This window comes from Enterobacter cloacae complex sp. ECL411 (genome assembly GCF_021869665.1).
Classification (GTDB): Bacteria; Pseudomonadota; Gammaproteobacteria; order Enterobacterales; family Enterobacteriaceae; genus Enterobacter; species Enterobacter intestinihominis.
This window is the reverse complement of sequence record NZ_CP091486.1, coordinates 4631506-4650834: the sequence shown is the minus strand read 5'-3', so window position 1 is coordinate 4650834 and position 19329 is coordinate 4631506. Positions and strand designations below refer to the sequence as shown.

The 19329-nt window shown below is 57.0% G+C and carries 17 protein-coding genes; 7 read left to right on the top strand and 10 right to left on the bottom strand.

From position 1 onward, the window contains the following. The first annotated feature begins 150 nt into the window (after positions 1–150). From L3069_RS22260 to L3069_RS22240, 5 genes are read left to right on the top strand one after another with little or no spacing between them, the layout of a single operon-like run. A complete protein-coding gene (locus L3069_RS22260) occupies positions 151–690 on the top strand; it encodes a fimbrial protein (protein ID WP_022649829.1) in 540 nt (179 codons plus the stop codon). Between the two features lie 59 nt (positions 691–749). Continuing rightward, positions 750–1478 (top strand): molecular chaperone, encoded by a 729-nt coding sequence (locus L3069_RS22255; protein WP_038416938.1) that lies wholly within the window; start codon positions 750–752, stop codon positions 1476–1478. A 35-nt stretch (positions 1479–1513) separates the two neighbouring features. Beyond that, a complete protein-coding gene (locus L3069_RS22250) occupies positions 1514–4036 on the top strand; it encodes a fimbria/pilus outer membrane usher protein (RefSeq protein ID WP_051979836.1) in 2523 nt (840 codons plus the stop codon). A 19-nt stretch (positions 4037–4055) separates the two neighbouring features. Beyond that, complete coding sequence (locus L3069_RS22245; RefSeq protein WP_038416936.1) at positions 4056–5360, top strand: fimbrial protein; 1305 nt, start codon at positions 4056–4058, stop codon at positions 5358–5360. Then, complete coding sequence (locus L3069_RS22240) at positions 5357–6061, top strand: molecular chaperone (RefSeq protein ID WP_022649825.1); 705 nt, start codon at positions 5357–5359, stop codon at positions 6059–6061. Before L3069_RS22245 ends, L3069_RS22240 begins: the two co-directional genes overlap by 4 nt. Before the next feature lie 31 nt (positions 6062–6092). Here the strand turns inward: L3069_RS22240 and rhaM are convergent, their stop codons facing one another. From rhaM to rhaB, 9 genes are all read right to left on the bottom strand, one after another. Further along, positions 6093–6407 (bottom strand): L-rhamnose mutarotase, encoded by a 315-nt coding sequence (gene rhaM, locus L3069_RS22235; RefSeq protein ID WP_022649824.1) that lies wholly within the window; start codon positions 6405–6407, stop codon positions 6093–6095. Further along, positions 6404–7552, bottom strand: coding sequence for a lactaldehyde reductase (gene fucO, locus L3069_RS22230; protein WP_023305097.1), 1149 nt, complete (start codon positions 7550–7552; stop codon positions 6404–6406). The genes rhaM and fucO overlap by 4 nt, the downstream gene beginning before the upstream one ends. A gap of 135 nt (positions 7553–7687) precedes the next feature. Beyond that, positions 7688–8689, bottom strand: a complete 1002-nt coding sequence (locus tag L3069_RS22225) for an ABC transporter permease (RefSeq protein ID WP_038416935.1) — start codon at positions 8687–8689, stop codon at positions 7688–7690. Further along, entirely contained in the window at positions 8686–9690 is a 1005-nt protein-coding gene (locus L3069_RS22220; RefSeq protein WP_023305096.1) for an ABC transporter permease, read from the bottom strand. The genes L3069_RS22225 and L3069_RS22220 overlap by 4 nt, the downstream gene beginning before the upstream one ends. Continuing rightward, complete coding sequence (locus tag L3069_RS22215; protein WP_038416934.1) at positions 9690–11192, bottom strand: sugar ABC transporter ATP-binding protein; 1503 nt, start codon at positions 11190–11192, stop codon at positions 9690–9692. Before L3069_RS22215 ends, L3069_RS22220 begins: the two co-directional genes overlap by 1 nt. A 99-nt stretch (positions 11193–11291) precedes the next feature. After that, positions 11292–12278 carry a rhamnose ABC transporter substrate-binding protein gene (gene rhaS, locus L3069_RS22210; protein ID WP_023298909.1) on the bottom strand — a complete coding sequence of 329 codons (987 nt, stop codon included), beginning with the start codon at positions 12276–12278 and terminating at the stop codon, positions 11292–11294. 82 nt (positions 12279–12360) lie between these two features. Further along, positions 12361–13191 carry a rhamnulose-1-phosphate aldolase gene (gene rhaD / locus L3069_RS22205; RefSeq protein ID WP_022649818.1) on the bottom strand — a complete coding sequence of 277 codons (831 nt, stop codon included), beginning with the start codon at positions 13189–13191 and terminating at the stop codon, positions 12361–12363. A gap of 121 nt (positions 13192–13312) precedes the next feature. Then, entirely contained in the window at positions 13313–14572 is a 1260-nt protein-coding gene (rhaA, locus tag L3069_RS22200) for an L-rhamnose isomerase (RefSeq protein ID WP_022649817.1), read from the bottom strand. After that, a complete protein-coding gene (gene rhaB, locus L3069_RS22195; protein ID WP_023298908.1) occupies positions 14569–16038 on the bottom strand; it encodes a rhamnulokinase in 1470 nt (489 codons plus the stop codon). Before rhaB ends, rhaA begins: the two co-directional genes overlap by 4 nt. 301 nt (positions 16039–16339) lie before the next feature. Between rhaB and rhaS (L3069_RS22190) the strand changes: the two genes are divergently transcribed. Together rhaS (L3069_RS22190) and rhaR are read left to right on the top strand one after the other, a co-directional pair. Then, positions 16340–17176, top strand: coding sequence for an HTH-type transcriptional activator RhaS (gene rhaS, locus L3069_RS22190; protein ID WP_006808693.1), 837 nt, complete (start codon positions 16340–16342; stop codon positions 17174–17176). A 73-nt stretch (positions 17177–17249) separates the two neighbouring features. Next, positions 17250–18098, top strand: coding sequence for an HTH-type transcriptional activator RhaR (rhaR, locus tag L3069_RS22185; RefSeq protein ID WP_032676783.1), 849 nt, complete (start codon positions 17250–17252; stop codon positions 18096–18098). On the opposite strand, the gene rhaT is transcribed toward rhaR, so the two are convergent. After that, positions 18099–19133, bottom strand: coding sequence for an L-rhamnose/proton symporter RhaT (gene rhaT / locus L3069_RS22180; RefSeq protein ID WP_022649813.1), 1035 nt, complete (start codon positions 19131–19133; stop codon positions 18099–18101). Between the last annotated feature and the right edge of the window lie 196 nt (positions 19134–19329).

Below are 19329 nucleotides of genomic sequence, written 5' to 3'. Positions count from 1 at the left end.
TTTTTCGCAGGGCTGCTTATTTTTATGATTTGTTAACCTCTGAAATATATTTACACATAATTTTTATAGGGGTATGTTTGTTCTAAGAAATAATCATTATTCGCGCATTGGCTCTTATAACGATAAGGGCATGTAAAGGAGACAATAAAAATGAAAAAAAGAGTGCTGGTAGCATTTATTGTATCTGTCGGAGTAAGTGGCGCTGTCTATGCAAATAATACCGTACGTTTTTTAGGAGAAGTTACCGATCAAACCTGTACCATAAAAATTAATGGCACCGATTCTTATCCGGTTGTCCTGTTGCCTGCCGTCAGTAAAAGCGAGCTGACGGCCGCGGGGTCCAGCGCAGGGCAAACGCCTTTCACTGTGACGTTGAGCGGCTGCGATGTTACTGCGACGTCGTCATCTTCGGCAGGCGTACGTTTTGTCAGTAATTATCTGGACGGTAACAACCTAAAAAATATCGCGGCGGCAAGCCCGGCGACGAACGTTGCTATTCAGCTACTTGAAGGCACGACCGAGCTGGACTTCACCAGCGGCATAGCAAAAACGTCTATGCAGACGGTAGGTGGAACGAGCGGTCCAGACTCTGTCTCCTTTGATATGGCTGCACGTTACTACTCTTCTGCTGGCGGGGCTACGGCCGGAGCAGTAGAAGCGCAAGCACAGTTCGCAATTACCTATTTGTAACTCTTTTAGGCGCTACTTAACGTAGCGCCATTTATTCCCTATTAATTAGGGAGGTGTATATGCTGTACACTAATAAATGCTGTTTTATTGCTGTAATGGCATTTTTGTCTTCTATTTTTATATCGAACATAGCATCTTCCAGTGTTATTCTTAAAGGTAATAGAATAATTTATTCTGCTGATGCAAAAGATAAGGTTGTAGAATTTTCTAACAATGGTGATACACCGATGCTGGTGCAGGTGTGGCTGGATAAAAATAACCCAGACTCAACGCCAGACACAGCGGATGCACCTTTTATCGTCACGCCACAAATATTTCGGATTAATGCGCTGAATGGTCATGCGCTGCGGCTAAAATTTACAGGGCAGACCCAACAGCTCCCACAGGATCGCGAGTCCGTGTTCTGGTTTAATTATTTGCAATATCCCGCCATTAAATCGTCCGATCTTGCACAGAATCGCCTGGCATTGATTGTAAAAAGCCGGCTCAAAGTATTTTATCGCCCGCCCGGTCTGCGCGGCGACGCCGGTCAGGCTCTGACGCAACTTCAGGTGCAGCGTAAAGGAAATATGCTGACGTTACAAAACCCTACGCCATGGCATATTTCACTGCGCAACGCGCTGTTAACCCGAGGTGAGAAATCTAGGGCGGTTGGCCAATCGGTGATGATTCCACCATTTGGCGACACACGCTGGGTTTTAACCGATCCGGTGGCCACATCTGTCACGGTTTACGCCATGAATGATTATGGCACGGCGGTGAGCCACACCTTCACGCTGCCTCGCTAGAAGTCGACATGGAAAGAGTGGGCAGGGAGGGTTTTATGCTCCGACATCGCGCGTATCCCCGGTGTTGTCTGTTTGTCTCGACGCTGACGTTAATCAGCGCCTCTTTCGTGCAAGCGCAAGAAGCGTATGTCTTTGACGCGTCGCTACTTCGCGGGTCTGGCCTGAATAAGGTTGATATTGAACAGTTAAACCAGGATTCAATGATCAAGCCCGGCAGTTATACACTGGATCTATATGTTAACGGTACGCTGGCCGCGAGGGATGACATCGTATTTACAGCCGTGGAACATCGCGTAATGCCGTGTTTTAGCTGGGGTACCTTAAAAAAGATTGGGCTGAAATCGTTGCCGGAAGAGCCTGGAGAAGGCTGCTATCGTCCGGACAATGCGCTTTTTTCCGGCATCACGGTGAGCAGCGTGATGTCGCAAATGCGTGTTGATTTTTCGGTACCACAAACCCTGCTGGATAAACTGCCGCGAGGAGGAATACGTGAAGAGAGCCTGGAGTCCGGAGAAAGTATGCTCTTTCTCAACTACATGGCTAACCAGTACCACGTCACGCAAAAGCAGGATGGCGGTGGCACGACAGACTCCACTTACCTGAACCTGAATGGCGGGTTAAATCTGGGACTGTGGCGCTATCGTCAGCAGTCTGCGCTCAACTATGACAGCGATCTGGGCAGCCATTGGACAACAACGCGGCGCTATGTCCAGCGAGCGATTGTGCCGCTGCGCAGTGAAATGATGATTGGCGAAGGCTACACCGACGGCAGATTTTTTTCCGGGATCAGCTTTCGCGGCGTGCAGCTCACCTCCGATACCCGAATGCGTCCGGAATCTCAGCGCGGCTACGCGCCAGTGGTGCGTGGGATTGCGCGAACCAACGCCAAAGTGACCATTCGCCAGGGCAACAACACGCTCTATGAAACCACGGTCGCGCCCGGTGCGTTTGCGATTGACGATCTTTATCCCACTAATTACGCAGGTGATCTGAACGTCATTGTCACGGAAGCGGATGGGAATGAAAGTACGTTTAACGTACCCTTTTCCGCGCTGGCGGAATCCATGCGCGCGGGGTTTTCGGAATACAGTGCGACAGTGGGGCGCGTGCGGGACGTGGGCAACAATGACGAATTCAGTGAAATTGTCTGGCAGCACGGGGTAACGAATGCGCTCACTATCAATGCGGGCAATCAACTGGCAAACGGCTATCAGGCGTTTATGCTCGGCGGCGTTTACAGTTCCACGCTGGGCGCATGGGGGATGGACAGCACTTTCTCGCGCGCACGGCTGAACAGCGACGATTACCAAACCGGCTGGATGTCCAGGCTCAACTACAGTAAACATTTTCCACAGACGGGGACGTCGGTTGCGTTGGCGGGCTACCGCTACTCTACAGGCGGCTATGCTGAGCTGTACGATGTGCTCGGTTCACGCGCTGCGCATAATGAGGAGTGGCAATCCTCCACCTGGCGGCAGCGCTCCAGGGTTGAGCTTTCGGCCAGCCAGGCGCTGGACTGGTTGGGTAATATTAATCTTTCCTTCTCTTCACAGGACTATCGCGACCAGAAAAGCCGCGATAAGCAGCTTCAGGCCAGCTGGAGTAAGGCATTTGCCTACGGCATATCGGTGAACCTTACGGCGGCGCGCACCCGACGAATCACCCCATCTTCACAAAACGGCATGGGGAACGCCGTCGACTGGAGCGACGCCTGGCAGGCAAAAACGCAAACGCTGTGGTCATTATCGTTTTCTATTCCGCTTGGGCAGAGTCGCTACTCGCCAATGCTTTCGATTAGCGCTAACCATAGTGATGATGACGGCGGAGATTATCAGTCGACGCTTAGCGGGGTGATGGGTGAGCGCGATCCGCTGAGCTACAGCCTCAACTACGCCACAAACGATCGCGGGGAGCAGTCCGTCTGGGGAGCAAATTTTCAGAAGAATTTCCCTTGGGCCAGCGGCGGCGCGTCGTGGTCTTCCTCCAGCGATTACTGGCAGGCGTCGGCATCGTTACAGGGGGCACTGGTATTGCATCGTGGAGGTATCACGCCGGGACCGTATCTTGGTGACACCTTCGCATTAATTGAAGCACCCGGTGCGGATGGCGCACGGATATCCGGCGGGCAAGGGGCACAGGTGAACGCGTTTGGCTATGCGCTTGCACCATCGTTGGTGCCTTATCAGTTCAATACTGTCAGCCTGGACCCGCAAGACATGGCCGACGATGTGGAACTCCAGACATCGGTTCAGCGTGTTGCGCCATTCGCCGGGGCGATGGTTCGCCTGCGCTACACCACGCTTCAGGGACAGGCCATGTTGATCACTGCGCAGAGGCTGAAAGGTGAGGTTATCCCGATGGGGGCCGCCGTTTACGATGAGTATGACAACAGCATTGGCATGATGGGGCAGGCGAGTCAGCTCTATTTTCGCGCCAGCGACGAGAAAGGCATATTGCGGATTAAGTGGGGGGAGGCCCAGCAGGAAAGCTGTCGGATAGCCTGGCAAAATACGCAGCCGTCGGAACCGTTACGGGTATTAACGTTGCCTTGCCGTTAAGCCCACCAGGGAGGAAATCATGAACAGACTACGTTTTGTCGTCGCGGCATTTTGCCTGATGAGCGTGGCGGCGTTTGCCCAGTGCGAAAAAGGGCCAAAATTCGAGCACACCGAAGAGGACGGAATGGGGACAGGGCTTGCGCTGGGGCGTATCAATGTCAGCAGCATTGACGTTCAGCCGGAAGGTACAGTTTTGGCTAGTAGCGTGGTGCGCTTCTCTGATAATCCGCTCTATAGCAGCCCCGATAATATTTTGTGGGTCTGCGATATTAGCGATAAAAATAACATCTTCGAAATCATTGCCACTAACGGAGATGACCGTTACGGCGGCTACTGGGATATGGGGCAGGCAAGCGGTAATCCGAATGTTTACGGCACCTTATTTAAAAAAGTCGGGGTGCGTTTAACGCACCTTAACTCAGGCACTGTGTTTACCCGAAATTATCAACGGATACCGATGACCCGTTACGCGGTCTCAGACGATGGCAAAAAAATTTATATTCGGGTCAAGGATTTTAGCCCCATTCGCGCCGAGGCGATTCGTCTCAGCGCAGATGTTCCCACCAACACGGGAGCCGGAACCTGGTGTGGCGCTCCGGTGAGTAGCGGCAGCTATAGCTGTAATCAGCCCAATGGCTACGTCAGTTTTTGTTCGCCGGGCAGTAAAAATAACGATGCTTACTGTGATTCCGGAGACTCGGCAACCAGTTACACCGGGTGGGGTTACGATAACTGGATGGCGTTAAACATGGGAACGGCACCTGTCTCAACGCTGACCACCATCGCTACGTGCGTGGCGAAAAACGTCACGCCTGTGGTCGTGTTCCCTTCTATTTCGCGAACTGAGCTGGAAAGCGGCAAAGCGGCGCAAGCCAATTTCAGCGTGACGGTTCGTTGTGAAAATACAGCCGTCGGCGGTGTGGCGCAAAACCAGACGGCGCTGGGGTTACAGGTGCCTTACGAAAGCTTTCTCGCCGCGCAAACTCTTGGGCTGGTAAACAGCAGCGGCGGGGTGAGCCATCTCCTTTCCGAGAATTACGGACAAACCGGTATGGCAAGGGGAGTGGGGATACAGATTGCTAATGCCAGCGACGGTATAGTTCGCCAGTTCCTCGGTTGGGATCGCTGTACGACCACCAGTTGCGCAACGGGCAATAGCGGTGGCTGGTATCCCGTCAATGTAGGGGCAACCCGAATTGCAGGATCAGGGAATACCCAGGACTACCTGATTAACTTTAATGCTTCACTGGTGCGTTTACCTGACGAGGCGATCGCTGCCGGTAAGGTAGATGCCAGGGCGTATGTTTGGGTGAAAGTGCAATGATGCGTATTTCTCTGTTATTGCTATGGATGCTTGTGTCCTGGCCCTGCGCAGCGGGCATTATTGCCTCCGCAACGCGTGTGATTTTTCATGAAGGCGAAGCGCAACAGAGTCTGATGCTGGTGAATACCAATCCGTGGCCGGTAGTCGTGCAAACCTGGGTGGATGATGGCGATATCAATCGCGAACCGGGAAGTGTTAAAACGCCGTTTGTTGCGGTGCCGCCGTTGTTTCGTCTGGAGCCTAAGGGCGTACAAGGGCTACGTATCATGCACAACAAAGCGCGTATGCCCACTGACCGGGAATCGGCATTCTGGCTGAACATCTATGAAATCCCGCCTACCGGAAGTGTTGCCACACAACAACAAAGCATGGTGCTGACGATGAATACACAGATGAAAATATTCTGGCGTCCGGCGTCGCTCAACAATCCAGAAAGCGCGTGGGCGCGATTAACCTTTCATCGCGAGGGTTCTGTGCTGGTTTGTCATAATGATTCGCCTTACTTTGTCTCTTTTGCGGGCATTAACTTTAAGGCAGGCGAAAAGCTGTATCCGGTGACACAACTACCCGACATGATGGTTGCCCCCTTCGGGGAGAAGCGCTACGCCTTTGCCGCCAATGCCCCCTTCTCCGGGCAGGTGCAGGGGGAGTTAATCGACGACAACGGTAATAGCGCTGTTTATAACTGGCCGGTTAAATAACGCGACCCGACACAATATGCCGGGCCATGGCTCAGTCCAGGTAAAACACCTCGTTCAGCTCCGCACTCACCGGGCTGTTGTCCGGGTTAGACGGCATAACGTCAGCCATATGTTTCCACCAGCGCTGGCAGACGTCGGTGTTTGCCACCGCGTTCCAGCGCTCTTCCGATTCAATCTCCACTGTCGCAAACAGCAGGTTGCGGGCTTTGTCGAGGTAAATGGCGTAGTGGTGCGCGCCGTGGGCTTTCAGCACCGCTTCCAGCTCAGGCCAGATCGGGTTGTGGCGGCGCGCATACTCCTCGTGCGCATCCGGGTTTACCTGCATCACAAACGCTTTGCGGATCATAATGCCTCCAGGTATAGCTCGCGGACCTCATCGCGGCTGGCGGTACGTGGGTTGCACGGCGCGCACGGGTCAGCGAGCGCTTTATCCAGCCAGCCTTCAATATCGGCTTTGGTCACGCCAAGCTGGCTAAATCCGGACGGAATGCCGACGCGGGCACTTAGATCGCGAATCGCCTGAATGGCGGACATGCTGGCCGCTTCGTCGCTCATGCCGCGCGTGTCAACGCCCATCGCCTGCGCCACACGGGCGAATCGGGCGACCGCGTTCGGGCGGTTAAAGTTTTCGATGATCGGCAGCAGGATGGCGTTGCAGACGCCGTGCGGCAGGTTGTGCGTCGCGCCCGGCTGGTGCGCCAGAGCATGCACCAGCCCCAGCCCGGCGCTGTTAAACGCCATGCCCGCCAGATACTGCCCAAAGGCCATCTGCTCGCGCGCTTCCAGGTTGTGACCGTCGTCGACCGCTTTCGGCAGCCAGAGGTTGATCAGACGAATGGCTTCCAGCGCGTTGGCATCGGTCAGTGGGTGTGCGCCCACGGAGACGTAAGCTTCAATGGCGTGGGTTAGCGCGTCCATGCCGGTTGCGGCGGTCACGGAGGCCGGAATATCGAGCATCACGCTGGCATCGTCCACGGCGATATCCGGGATGATGTTCGGGTCGATGATCACCTCTTTCACCTGACGCGCGGCGTCGATGATCACCGCGTTGCTGGTCATCTCCGCTGCCGTGCCTGCGGTGGTGTTGATCGCCACCAGCGGCACGCCCGCGTTTTTCACCTTGCCGACGCCGGAGTAATCGGTTGACGGACCGGGGTTGGCGGTGAGGATTTTGATCGCCTTGGCGGTATCAATCGGGCTGCCGCCGCCGAAGGCAATCACGTAATCACACTCCGCGTCCTGATATGCCGCATAGCCTTTCTGCACCAGCGCTTCCGTTGGGTTTGGGAATACTTCATCGAACAGGTGATACGACATCTGATGGGCGTCGAGCGCGGAAAACAAACTGTCGAGCAGGCCCAGCTTCACCAACTGGCCGTCGGTGACAATCAGCGCTTTTCCCCACTGTTTGTTTGCCACCAGATTGACCATATCGCCGATCGCGCCCGCGCCGTGCAGGCTGATTTTGGGGAGTGCCAACATAAAGCTCATGATAATTCTCCTTAATATGCTTTTGAGGTAATCCGTTCCCCTCACCCTAACCCTCTCCCCGGAGGGGAGAGGGGACTGCTCGGTGCGGCTTTTCACCCTCTCCCCTCAGGGGAGAGGGCAGGGGTGAGGGGCAATTTAATTCCGTCTTCGCTGCATCATCCGGCGGGTAATAATCGGCAGCGAAATCACCACGATTAGCATCGCGCCGATAATCACCGACATCACAATGCCGGGCACGTTGAGCAGGCTCAGGCCGAAGGTCACCAGCCCCATCAGGAAGGCGGCGATAATCACGCCCACCATGCTGCCGGACCCACCGAGAATATTGACGCCGCCGAGCACCGCCATCGTCACCACCGCCAGCTCCCAGCCCATCGCGATGGTCGGGCGGGTGCTGCCCAGACGCGAGGTAAGCAGCACCGACGCCAGGCCGGACATCAGCCCAACCAGCGCGAAGAGGATCAGGTTGTGGCGCTTCACGTTGATGCCGGAGTACCACGCGCCGGTCGGGTTGTTGCCGATGGCGTAGGTGCGGCGGCCAAAGTTGGTGCGGTGCAGCACAAAGGCAAACAGCGCGGCCAGCACGATAAACAGCGCGAACTCAAACGACAGCGCGCCCCAGACGTAGCCCTGGCCGAACCAGGCGAAGCTCTCAGGGTAGCTGTTCAGCGCCTGGTCCCCGAGCAGGATGTAGGTGATCCCGCGGTACAGGCTCATGGTGCCGATGGTGATGACGATGGACGACAGGTTAAAGCGCGTCACCAGAATGCCGTTGAACAGCCCGCACAGTAGCCCGACGCCTAATCCGACGCAGACCAGCAGCGGCGTATCGACGCCCGCTGCCGCGCAAAAGCCCATCACCGTGGAGCTTAGCGCGATGGTGGAGGCTACCGACAGGTCAATTTCCCTGGCGATAATCAGCATCGCCATCGGCAACACGATGATCGCTTTTTCGGTGAAGTTGAACGTCGCGTCGGAGAGGTTCCAGATATTGAGGAAGTAGGGTGAGGCGAGCGCGTTCACCACAAACACCGCCAGCGTCACCGCCAGCAGGAACCCCTCCCAGCACAGCAGACGCTGGAAGATGCCCGGCGCAGAAGTGGGTTTGATTGCTTCAGATGTCATCATTTTGCTCATGATTTCACCGCCAGTTTCTGACGTGCCAGCGCCGCATCGCGCAGTATCAATCGGCCTTTACGTTTATTGCCGCGCTCGTTCAGCAGCACCGCTATCACAATTACCGTGCCGGAAATCGCCATCTGCCAGAACGGGGAGACGCCGATCACCGGCAGGGCGTTGTTAATCACCCCGAGGAACAGTGCGCCAAACAGACAGCCGAGCACGCGCCCGGTGCCGCCCATGGTGCTGATCCCCCCAATCACACAGGCTGCCACCACCTGCAATTCAAAACCGTTAGCGACGTCAACATACGCAACGGCAAAGCGCGATATCCACAGGTAGCCGCAGAACCCGGCCAGCAGACCGGAAAGGCAGAAACTAATGAACTGCATTTTTCCGGCGTTGATCCCGGTGTAGTACGCTGCCGTGGCATTACCGCCTGCGGTGTAGAGCGCTCGTCCGGTGCGGCTGTAGCGCAGGAAGTAGCCCACCAGCAGCAGCGCGGCGATGGCGCACCAGCTCAGCACCGGCAAGCCCAGCACTGACGCACGTGGCAGGCCGAGGAAATCTGTACCCATCTGGTTTGAGTTCACCCAGCCGCCGCCGGAGAGCAAAAAGATCATTCCGCGGTAGATGCTCATGGTGCCGAGCGTTACCACAATCGCCGGAATGCCCAGCTTCCACACCAGCAGGCCGTTTATCGCGCCCATCAGCAGCCCAAGCACGCTGGCAAGGATCAGCAGCGCCCAGACGGGCACGTCCGGATAATGGAAATTAATCAGGGCGACAATCATCCCGGTCAGGGCCAGATTGGCCGCCATCGACAGGTCGATGCCTTTCGTGAGAAGCACCATCATCTGCCCGAGCGCGAGGACGATCAGAATGGCGGTGTCGTTAAACATCTCCACCAGGTTGCCCGGCGCGATAAACGATGGCACGCGGCTGCCAATGGCGACGATCATCAGGATAATCACCGCGCCCAGCAGGGCTTCGCGGTGTTTTAAGAGTGAGCTAAGCATTATGCCGCCTCCTGTTTTGCACCGCTGGCGGCGCTGACGATGGTTTCCGCCGTCGCGTCTCCCGCCTGGTACTCGGCCACCATCAGCCCCTCGTGCATGACGATAATGCGATCCGCCATGCCCATCACTTCCGGCAGTTCGGACGAGACCATAATTACCGCCAGCCCCTGACTGACCAGCTCGGACATAAACTGATGCACGGCTGCTTTTGAGCCGATATCGATGCCTTTTGTCGGCTCATCGAGGATAATCACGTCAGGGTGCGTCGCCAGCCATTTGCCGATCACAACCTTTTGCTGGTTGCCGCCAGAGAGGGTCTCCACCGCCTGCTTCCAGCTGAAGGCTTTCACTTGCAGGCGTTTGGCGTACTCGTCCGCCAGCTTCCATTCACGGTCGTCATGCAGCACACCGTTCGGATTGAGCTTGCTGAGCTGAGGCAGGCTGATGTTCTGGGCAATCGGCAGGGCGATAATCGCCCCCTGTTTCTGTCTTTCTTCCGGCACGCAGACGATACCGGCTTTGATCGCATCCGCAGGCTGGCAGAAGCGCCGGGGCTGTCCGTTGAGGATAATTTCCCCGGACGATGGCCGCGTGACGCCGGAAAGCGCCTGCATCAGCTCGGTACGCCCGGCCCCCACCAGCCCGTAAAAGCCGAGGATTTCCCCTTTACGCAGGGAGAACGAGATATGCGCAAACTCGGTCGGATGGCAGAGGTTTTTCACCTCCAGCACCGTCTCGCCTTTTTCGCAGTCTATTTTAGGGAAAGTTTGGGTAATGGCGCGCCCGACCATCATCGACACCATGCGCTCCTCGGTGATCTCATTTATTGCACCTGCGCCGACGAACGCGCCGTCGCGCAAAATAGTGTAGTGATCGGCCAGCTCAAAAATCTCGTCGAACTTGTGGGAAATAAACAGGATGGCTTTGCCCTCCTGCTTTAAGCGCTCCACAATCTGGTAAAACTCGAGGATTTCATGCTGCGACAGCGCCGCCGTCGGTTCATCGAGGATCACCACCTGCGCCTCAAACGACAGCGCGCGGGCAATCGCCACCATGTGACGCTGGGCGATGCTCAGGGTTTTCAGCGTCGCGCGCGGGTCGATTTGCACTTCCAGCCGCGTGAGGATCGCCTGCGCCCGGCGGTGCATTTCCGGCCAGTCGAGCTTTTTCAGGAAGCCTTTGTGAAGGTACTGACCGACAAAAATATTCTCGGTGACCGAGAGTTCATCAAACAGCACGGTTTCCTGGTGAATGGCGGTGATGCCCATTTTATGCGCCGACTCCGGCGTCGGGAGATGAACGGGGATCGCTTTATAGAGAATTTCGCCCTCGTCGGGCTGGTAAATGCCGGTCATCACTTTGACCAGCGTCGACTTGCCCGCGCCGTTTTCGCCGATAAGCGCCGTCACTTTGCCGGGCCACAGCGCAAGCTGCACGTTCTCAAGGGCACGCACGCCGGGGAACACCTTGGTGATGCCAGAAAGCTGTAGCAATGGGGTCATGATAGTTCTCCTGGACAGAGGAATTTGTAGGGCGGGTAAGCGGCAGCGCCACCCGCCTTTTGCCGGATGGCGCTACGCTTATCCGGCCTACAAATTGCATCAAAAGATTTTCGAGAACTTATCAATATTGCTGGCATCGTAGACGAACGGCTCGGCCATCGCGCCGTTGCCGTCAGCATCCAGCTTCACTTTGCCCAGTCTGCCCATGCTGGCCTCACCTTTCGTGGCCGTGCCTTTCACCAGGTCATCCGCCAGGTAGGTTGCCGCATAGCCGAGGTCGATCGGGTTCCAGATGGCAAAGCTCTTGCTCGCGCCGGACTTCACCGCGCCCGCCATCTCGGACGGCAGGCCTAAACCGGTGACGTACACTTTGCCAATCTTGCCCTGGTCCTTCACCGCCTGCGCAGCGGCCACGATGCCCACGGACGATGGCGAAACAATCACTTTCAGTTCGGGGTAGGTTTTCAGCAAGCCGACCGCTTCGCGGTAGCTTTTGTCAGAGAGATCGTCTCCGTAGGCCACGGTCACCAGATTGACGGACGGGTACTTCGGCAGCACCTTTTTCATCTCCGCAATCCAGGTATTCTGGTTGGTGGAGGTTGGCGTGGCACTCAGCACCGCCACGTCGCCTTTCTCGACATTCAGCGCTTTCAGCGCGTCGGCGGCGAGCTTCACGTTGGTTTCGCCAATCAGGGCATTATTGGACGGGTTGAGGTGGATCTGGCGTCCGGCTTTCGCCACCCCGGAGTCCCACGACACAACCTTAATGCCGCGCTGCATCGCTTTTTTCAGCACCGGCACGACGGCGTCCGGATCGTTCGCGGAAATCGCGATCGCATCCACGCCCTGGGCGATCAACCCGTTCAGCACCTCGATCTGCGCTTCCGCCGTGGTGGTGGTCGGGCCGGTATAAATCACTTTCACATCGCCTAACTCTTTGGCCGCCTCCTGCGCGCCGACGTTCGCTGCCTCGAAGAATCCATTTCCTAAGGACTTCGCCACCAGGGCGATTTTCACTTCTGCTAAAGCGGAACCGGACAACGCCAGAGCGGCAACGGTGAGGATCAAGCTTGCTTTTATTTTCATTGCTTTTACTCCACTGACTTGAGTTAGTTGTAGGGATTGCAGGTGGTTTTCGCCCCGTCTCAATGAGCGGGGCGCGATGTTGTTATTGGTACAGATCTAACGCCGACTGCATGGGGGTGACGCCAAAGCGTTTGCCCAGGGCGATCAGCTCTTCCCGGGTGATGGTCTGCTTCATGCCGCCCATGGAATAGACCTTCACCAGCACTTCCGCGGATTTCTCGGCGGTGTCGATCAGGCCGAAGGTTTCATCCAGCGTCGGGCCGCTGCCGAAGACGCCGTGGAACGGCCACAGCACCAGTGAGTGCTTCTGCATGTCCGTTGCGGTTGCCTGACCGATTTCGTCGGTGCCCGGCACCATCCACGGCAGAATGCCGACACCGTCCGGGAACACCACCAGACACTCGGTGCTGCCTTCCCACAGTTTGCGGGTGAAGAAATCAGAATTATTTTCCAGCACGTAGGTCAGGGCGATCAGGTTGGTGGCGTGGCAGTGCATGATCACGCGGTCTTTGCCATTGGTCGCCTTGATGCGTTCGCAGTGGGAGAGGAAGTGCGCCGGCAGTTCAGAGGTCGGCACCGCGTCGTCCGTCAGTCCCCAGAGAATGTGGTAGCCCGCGCCGTCGCTGTCCACCTTCACCACGCCAAGGTTGGCCTGCGGGTCGAGCTGGACGTTGCGGAAGAACTTCCCGGAACCGGTGACGATAAACGGCGTGTTGGCGAGCAGCGGCATCGGCTGGCTCAGGGCGATATAGCGCGGCTTCTGGTGGAAATCGGCGGCAAATGGCTCGATATCCGCGTCGTCCAGGCGTAGCGTCAGGTTGCCGCCGTTGCGCTCATCCCAGCCTTTGAGCCAGGCGTCAGAGGTGGCTTTGATCATGCCCTGGACGAACCAGGAAGTGGTGATGGTCTGCATAGTTTTCATTTCCAGTTATCGCGGTGAGGTTGAACCCCTCACCCTAACCCTCTCCCCAAAGGGGAGAGGGGATGGTTTGCTCCCTCTCCCCTTTGGGGAGAGGGCAGGGGTGAGGGGGCTGTTACCCGCGCTGACTCAACACGTCTTCCTCATATGCCCGCACGTTGTCCAGCCACTGACTGCCCGCAGGCGCATCGTGACGCTGGCAGTACATCTCCCACACCGCCTGCCACGGCAGGGATTTCTGCTCTTCCAGCAGCGCCAGGCGCGCGGTGTAGTCGCCGTTTTCTTCCAGCTGTTTCAGGGCGGCGACAGGCTCCAGCAGCGCGCGCAGCAGGGCTTTCTTCATGTTGCGGGTGCCGATAACCCACGCCGCGATGCGGTTGATGGAGGCGTCGAAGAAGTCGAGGCCAATGTGTACGCGGTCAAAGAGGTCGTGTCGGATGATTTCGCTGGCAATGGCCTGGGTTTCGTCATCCAGCAGCACCACGTGGTCGCTGTCCCAGCGCACCGGGCGGCTGACGTGCAGCAGCAGACGCGGCACGTAGAGCATGGCGGCGGAGATTTTGTCGGAGATCACCTCGGTTGGGTGGAAATGGCCGGCATCCAGGCACAGCGCGGTCTGGCGGCTGGTGGCGTAACCCATGTAGAACTCGTTTGAGCCCACGGTGTAGCTCTCTGCGCCAATGCCGAACAGCTTGCTCTCGACGGCGTCGATGTGGTGCGCCGGGTCCAGTTTTTCGCTGATAGCTTCATCCAGCGCGGCCAGCAGACGCTGACGCGGGGCCAGTCGGTCTACGGTGATGTCCTTCATGCCGTCCGGGATCCAGATATTCATTACCGATGGCGTGCCAAGCTGCTCGCCGAAATACGCCGAGACGCGGCGGCTGGCTTTGACATGGTCGATCCAGAACTGGCGGATTTCGTCGTTGGCGTGCGCAAGGGTAAACCCGTCCGCGCTCAGCGGGTGCGAGAAGCAGGACGGGTTAAAATCCAGACCCAGCCGGTTGGCCTTCGCCCACTCCACCCAGTTCTTAAAGTGTTCCGGTTTGATTTCGTTACGCGCGACCGGCTCGTCGGATTCGAGATAAATGGCGTGCAGGTTCAGGCGCTTTGGCCCGGGGATCAGGCTCAGCGCCAGCTCCAGATCCGCACGCAGTTCGGTGGCGTTGCGCGCTTTGCCCGGATAGTTACCCGTGGCCTGAATACCCCCCGTCAGGGAACCGCCCGGGTTCTCGAAACCGGCGACGTCATCACCCTGCCAGCAGTGCATGGAGACGGGCAGACGGTCGAGCTGGCGCAGCGCCTCTTCGACATCCACGCCGACGGCGGCGAAACGCTGTTTAGCCAGATCCCAGGCTTGTTCAAGTTGAGTGGTCATGCGCAAAGCTCCTTAGTCAGTCGTTTTTGCTGAAACTGCGCCCGGTAGCGGGCAATTTCATGGCAGGGATGGGGGGTGAAGGTGGTCAGGCTGTTATTCGCCGTCACCACCGAACGGAAATCGTCGACGTTTGAAAGTTCGTCCAGGGTCATCAGCTGAATGCCGATATTGCCGAGCGTGGAGGCTTCAATCGGACCTGCCACCACGGTAATGCCGCAGGCATCCGCGCAGAGCTGGTTCAGCAGCTGGTTCTGGCAGCCGCCGCCCACGATATGCAGCTGTGTGAACGGTTTGCCGCGAAGGTCAGCCAGCTCGCTCAGGATGTCGGCATACAGCAGGGCGAGGCTGTCAAAAATGCAGCGTGCCAGCTCGGCGGGGCGGGAAGGTACCGGCTGCCCCGCTTCAAAACAGGCGGCCTGGATTTCGGCGCTCATGTGCACCGGGTTGATAAAGCGATCGTCGTTCGGGTTGATCAGGAAGGTGCAGGCCTTCAGCGTTTCGGTTTCCGCGATAAGCGCGGGCAGGTCGGTGATGGCCTGCTCTTTCAGCACCCGCTGGAGCAGCCACAGCCCCATGATGTTCTTCAGCACCCGGTAGCGGCCTTCGGCACCGCCTTCGTTGGTGATGTTCGCCGCCATCGCGGCATCGCTGGTGTACGGGGTTTTGCTCTCGAAGCCCATCAGCGACCAGGTGCCGGAAGAGAGATAGGCCGCATCTTTGTCGGCGAGCGGCGAGGCAATGACCGCGCTCGCGGTGTCGTGACTGGCGACGGCGACAACAGGGATTTCATTCCCCTGCGGGCAAAGCCAGTGACCGATCACATTGCCCGGATGGGTTGGCGCGCCGAACCAGGACGGCGAGGCGCCCGTCCAGGCCAGCAGATGTTCATCCCAGTTATCGGTGTTGATGTTGACCAGCTGCGTGGTGGTGGCGTTGGTGTATTCCCAGTTCATATTGCCGGTCAGACGGTAGCTTAAGTAGTCCGGGATCAGCAGCGCATGCGCCACCTTTTCGACCAGCTCAGGCTGTTGCTCAACCAGCGCACGTAGCTGATAAAGCGTGTTAAACGGCAGGAACTGGATGCCACTGCGACCATAGATGTTCTCCTTGCCAAGCTGCGCGATGGCGTGCGCCATCAGCCCATCGGTGCGGCTGTCGCGGTAGGAGACCGGCAGGCCGACGCGTTCGCCGTGACTGTCCAGCAGCACGTAATCCACACCCCAGGTATCAATGCCGATACTGTCGATGCGAATACCGTCTTCGCAGACGTTGTGAAGTCCGGTGCGAATCTCTGCTTCCAGGGCGTCGATATCCCAGGTAACAAAACCGTCCTGTTTTTGCAGGCAATTGGCGAAACGGTGCATTTCGCGAAGCGTAAGGGTGTGCAGGTCGCAGTCCCAGGTGGCGAGCATTACACGGCCGCTGGATGCGCCTAAATCGACAGCCACACAATGGCGAAAAGTCATGGTCGGGTCCTTTCTTAAGTCATTACCGAGGAGTGTAAGAAAGGGAAGAAATAGCCACCTTCTCGCCACTGACAGCCCAAATCTCGCGCTGGCAAGAAAGCAAAGATGAACGTGAGGGAGTTCACAGTTTCCAGTAATCGCGGGGTTTGCAGGCAGTGTGACGCTGACCGCATTTCCCGATCTTTCCGCCTGTTTCTTGAAAAACCGGCAGCTTTTGCGCGGTTTGCTGTCAAAAATTTAAGGTGAGCGGGGAAGGCCTTAATTACTATTTTGAGAACTTTTCTCATTGGTAGAGGCCGTTATGACCGTACTGCACAGCGTCGATTTTTTTCCTTCGGGGGCTTCGCCGGTTGCGATTGAGCCACGGCTGCCTCAGGCTGCGTTCCCGGAACATCATCATGATTTTCATGAAATTGTGATTGTTGAGCACGGAACGGGCATCCACGTGTTTAATGGTCAGCCGTATACCATCAGCGGCGGTACGGTGTGCTTCGTGCGCGATCACGACAGGCACCTGTATGAACATACCGATAACCTGTGCCTGACCAATGTGCTCTATCGTTCTCCGGATGCGTTTCAGTTTCTCTCCGGGCTGAATCAGCTGTTGCCGCAGGAGAAGGACGGCCATTATCCGTCGCACTGGCGGGTGAATCAGTCCACGTTGCAGCAGGTGCGTCAGCTGGTGAGCCAGATGGAGCAGAGCGAGGATGGACAGGAGACGCACGCCATTGCTACCCGCGAGCTGCTGTTTATGCAGCTGCTGGTGCTGCTGCGGCGCAGCAGCCTGGTGGAAGGGCTGGAAAATAACGACGCGCGCCTGAATCAGCTGATGGCCTGGCTGGAAGATCATTTTGCCGAAGATGTCTGCTGGGAAACGCTGGCGGATGACTTTTCGCTCTCGCTGCGCACGCTGCATCGTCAGCTCAAGCAGCATACCGGGCTGACGCCGCAGCGCTACCTCAACCGTCTGCGCCTGATCAAAGCGCGTCACCTTTTAAGGCACACGGATGAAAGCGTCACCGATATCGCCTATCGCTGCGGTTTCGGCGACAGTAACCACTTTTCGACGCTGTTTCGCCGGGAGTTTAGCTGGTCGCCGCGCGATATCCGTCAGGGGAAAGACGCGTTGCTTCAGTAACGCGAGGGCAGTCACCGTTTTTTTACCGCAGAAAGGCTAATAATGTCCGGTTATTCGCCGTCGAGGTTGTGGTGTGGCTGCTCAGTTAATTCTTCGTAAAGATGATTTTTTTGCCTCCGCGAGTCAGGCCGTCGCGGTGGCGGATCGCTATCCGCAAAACGTCTTTGCCGAGCATACCCACGAGTTCTGCGAGCTGGTGCTGGTGTGGCGGGGCAACGGCCTGCACGTCCTCAACGACCGTCCCTACCGCATCACGCGCGGAGACCTGTTCTACATCCGCGCCGAAGATAAACACTCTTACGCCTCGGTTAACGATCTGGTGTTGCAGAACGTCATCTACTGCCCTGACAGGCTTAAACTGAATGTCGACTGGTCGGGCAATATCCCCGGTTTACATGATGCCAGAGGCGAACCGCACTGGCGCTTAAGCAGCAACGGCATGGCTCAGGTGCGCCAGACGATTTCCCAGCTGGAGCAGGAGAGCCAGAAGAGCGATCCGGTGGCAAACCAGATGTCGGAGCTGCTTTTTGCCCAGCTGGTGATGACCCTGAAGCGCCATCGTTACGCTACGGATAATCCCTCTGCCACCACGCAGGAAGCGTTGCTGGATAAACTCATCACCCGGCTTGCGGGCAGCCTGAATAAAAGCTTTGTGCTGGAAAAATTCTGCGAGCAGGAGCAGTGCAGCGAGCGCGCGCTGCGCCAGCAGTTCCGCACCCAGACGGGGATGACGGTAAACCACTATCTGCGCCAGCTGCGCATCTGCCACGCTCAGTATCTGTTACAGCATACGGAGCTGATGGTGAGTGAAGTGGCGATGCGCTGCGGCTTTGAGGACAGTAACTACTTTTCGGTGGTGTTTAACCGTGAGGTGGGGATGACGCCGGTTCAGTGGCGTCATCGCAGTCGAAAGGCAGCGTAATCAGTTCGCCATGCCGAGGCCGACGATATTGGCCGCAATAATAATCACCACGCAGCCCAGGCTCAGCACGCCAACCGGACGACGCCCGGCGTTGTTCCACTCCTTCAGTACCAGCCCAACCAGCCCGCCGCACAGCACGTAGAAGCTCATGTGCAGCATCCAGCTCATGTAGTCATACTGCGCCGGAATACTGGCGTGACCCCAGGCGTAGAAGAAGAATTGCAGATACCACATCAAACCGCCGAGGGCGGAAAGCAGGACGTTGGTGACGATCAGCGGTTTTGCCAGCGAGAAGTCGGCTTTTACCGACAGATTCTTCACTTTTGCCAGACGAATGAAGCAAAAGCCGAGGTTTACCAGCGCGCCGCCGCCCATGATCACCACGTAGCTTGGCAGGGCAACGTACAGCGGGTCGACGCCCAGCGCCGCAGCGGCGTCGTGCATCGGTTTGGCGGCGTTCATCGCGAACGACATGCCCGCCGAGAAGACGCCGCACATCACCGCCAGTAGCAGCCCTTTCTTCAGGTTGAACTCTTCGGCTTTGATGCCCATCTTGCGTTCTTTCAACTGGCCCGCGCGGGTGACAATTCCCACGCCGATCACCGCTACCAGCACGCCCAGCAGCGTCATTCGCCCACCCTGGGTGTTGATCAGCACATCGAAGTTGCCGTTGAGGATTGGCGTCATCAGGGTGCCAACAATCAGCGTAATGCCGATCGCGATGCCAATCCCCATCGACATGCCGAGGTAGCGCATGGTGAGGCCGTAGTTGATATTACCGATGCCCCACATCGCGCCGAACAGGAATACCGGCAGCAGGGTGGAGGCGTTGAAGGAGGAGAAGTAGCCCCAGAAATCGGGCAGCAGCATGGCGCTGATTGTCCATGGCAAAATCAGCCAGGACACGGTGCCGCCAACGGACCACATGGTTTCCCATGACCAGCCTTTCACCTTTTTAAACGGGGCATAGAAACAGGCTGCACTGGCCGCGCCTATCAAATGCCAGAAAATACCCATCGTAATCGCATGATTCATTTTTACATCCTCATCGTTTTTATAGCCGGAGGCTTCCCGCCGACTTGATGAGTGTAAAAATTAGGCGGTTTGGGAACCTTCAGAAGGTTGCCGCACTTTTGTTTTGAATGGCAATCAGCACGTTAACCGCGTGAGCAGACTCACAATTCCTTCATTTCTCAAAAACCGAATAACCTTATAAAAACTACGGCATTGA

What these genes read in the sequence shown, in the direction of transcription:
- rhaS (WP_023298909.1), bottom strand. Translation starts at nt 12,278, where the DNA reads ATGAAAATAAAAGCAAGCTTGATCCTCACCGTTGCCGCTCTGGCGTTG.
- L3069_RS22220 (WP_023305096.1), bottom strand. Translation starts at nt 9,690, where the DNA reads ATGCTTAGCTCACTCTTAAAACACCGCGAAGCCCTGCTGGGCGCGGTG.
- L3069_RS22260 (WP_022649829.1), top strand. Translation starts at nt 151, where the DNA reads ATGAAAAAAAGAGTGCTGGTAGCATTTATTGTATCTGTCGGAGTAAGT.
- rhaM (WP_022649824.1), bottom strand. Translation starts at nt 6,407, where the DNA reads ATGATCCGCAAAGCGTTTGTGATGCAGGTAAACCCGGATGCGCACGAG.
- rhaD (WP_022649818.1), bottom strand. Translation starts at nt 13,191, where the DNA reads ATGCAGACCATCACCACTTCCTGGTTCGTCCAGGGCATGATCAAAGCC.
- rhaB (WP_023298908.1), bottom strand. Translation starts at nt 16,038, where the DNA reads ATGACTTTTCGCCATTGTGTGGCTGTCGATTTAGGCGCATCCAGCGGC.
- L3069_RS22215 (WP_038416934.1), bottom strand. Translation starts at nt 11,192, where the DNA reads ATGACCCCATTGCTACAGCTTTCTGGCATCACCAAGGTGTTCCCCGGC.
- rhaS (WP_006808693.1), top strand. Translation starts at nt 16,340, where the DNA reads ATGACCGTACTGCACAGCGTCGATTTTTTTCCTTCGGGGGCTTCGCCG.
- L3069_RS22240 (WP_022649825.1), top strand. Translation starts at nt 5,357, where the DNA reads ATGATGCGTATTTCTCTGTTATTGCTATGGATGCTTGTGTCCTGGCCC.
- L3069_RS22245 (WP_038416936.1), top strand. Translation starts at nt 4,056, where the DNA reads ATGAACAGACTACGTTTTGTCGTCGCGGCATTTTGCCTGATGAGCGTG.
- rhaA (WP_022649817.1), bottom strand. Translation starts at nt 14,572, where the DNA reads ATGACCACTCAACTTGAACAAGCCTGGGATCTGGCTAAACAGCGTTTC.
- fucO (WP_023305097.1), bottom strand. Translation starts at nt 7,552, where the DNA reads ATGAGCTTTATGTTGGCACTCCCCAAAATCAGCCTGCACGGCGCGGGC.
- L3069_RS22250 (WP_051979836.1), top strand. Translation starts at nt 1,514, where the DNA reads ATGCTCCGACATCGCGCGTATCCCCGGTGTTGTCTGTTTGTCTCGACG.
- rhaT (WP_022649813.1), bottom strand. Translation starts at nt 19,133, where the DNA reads ATGAATCATGCGATTACGATGGGTATTTTCTGGCATTTGATAGGCGCG.
- L3069_RS22255 (WP_038416938.1), top strand. Translation starts at nt 750, where the DNA reads ATGCTGTACACTAATAAATGCTGTTTTATTGCTGTAATGGCATTTTTG.
- L3069_RS22225 (WP_038416935.1), bottom strand. Translation starts at nt 8,689, where the DNA reads ATGAGCAAAATGATGACATCTGAAGCAATCAAACCCACTTCTGCGCCG.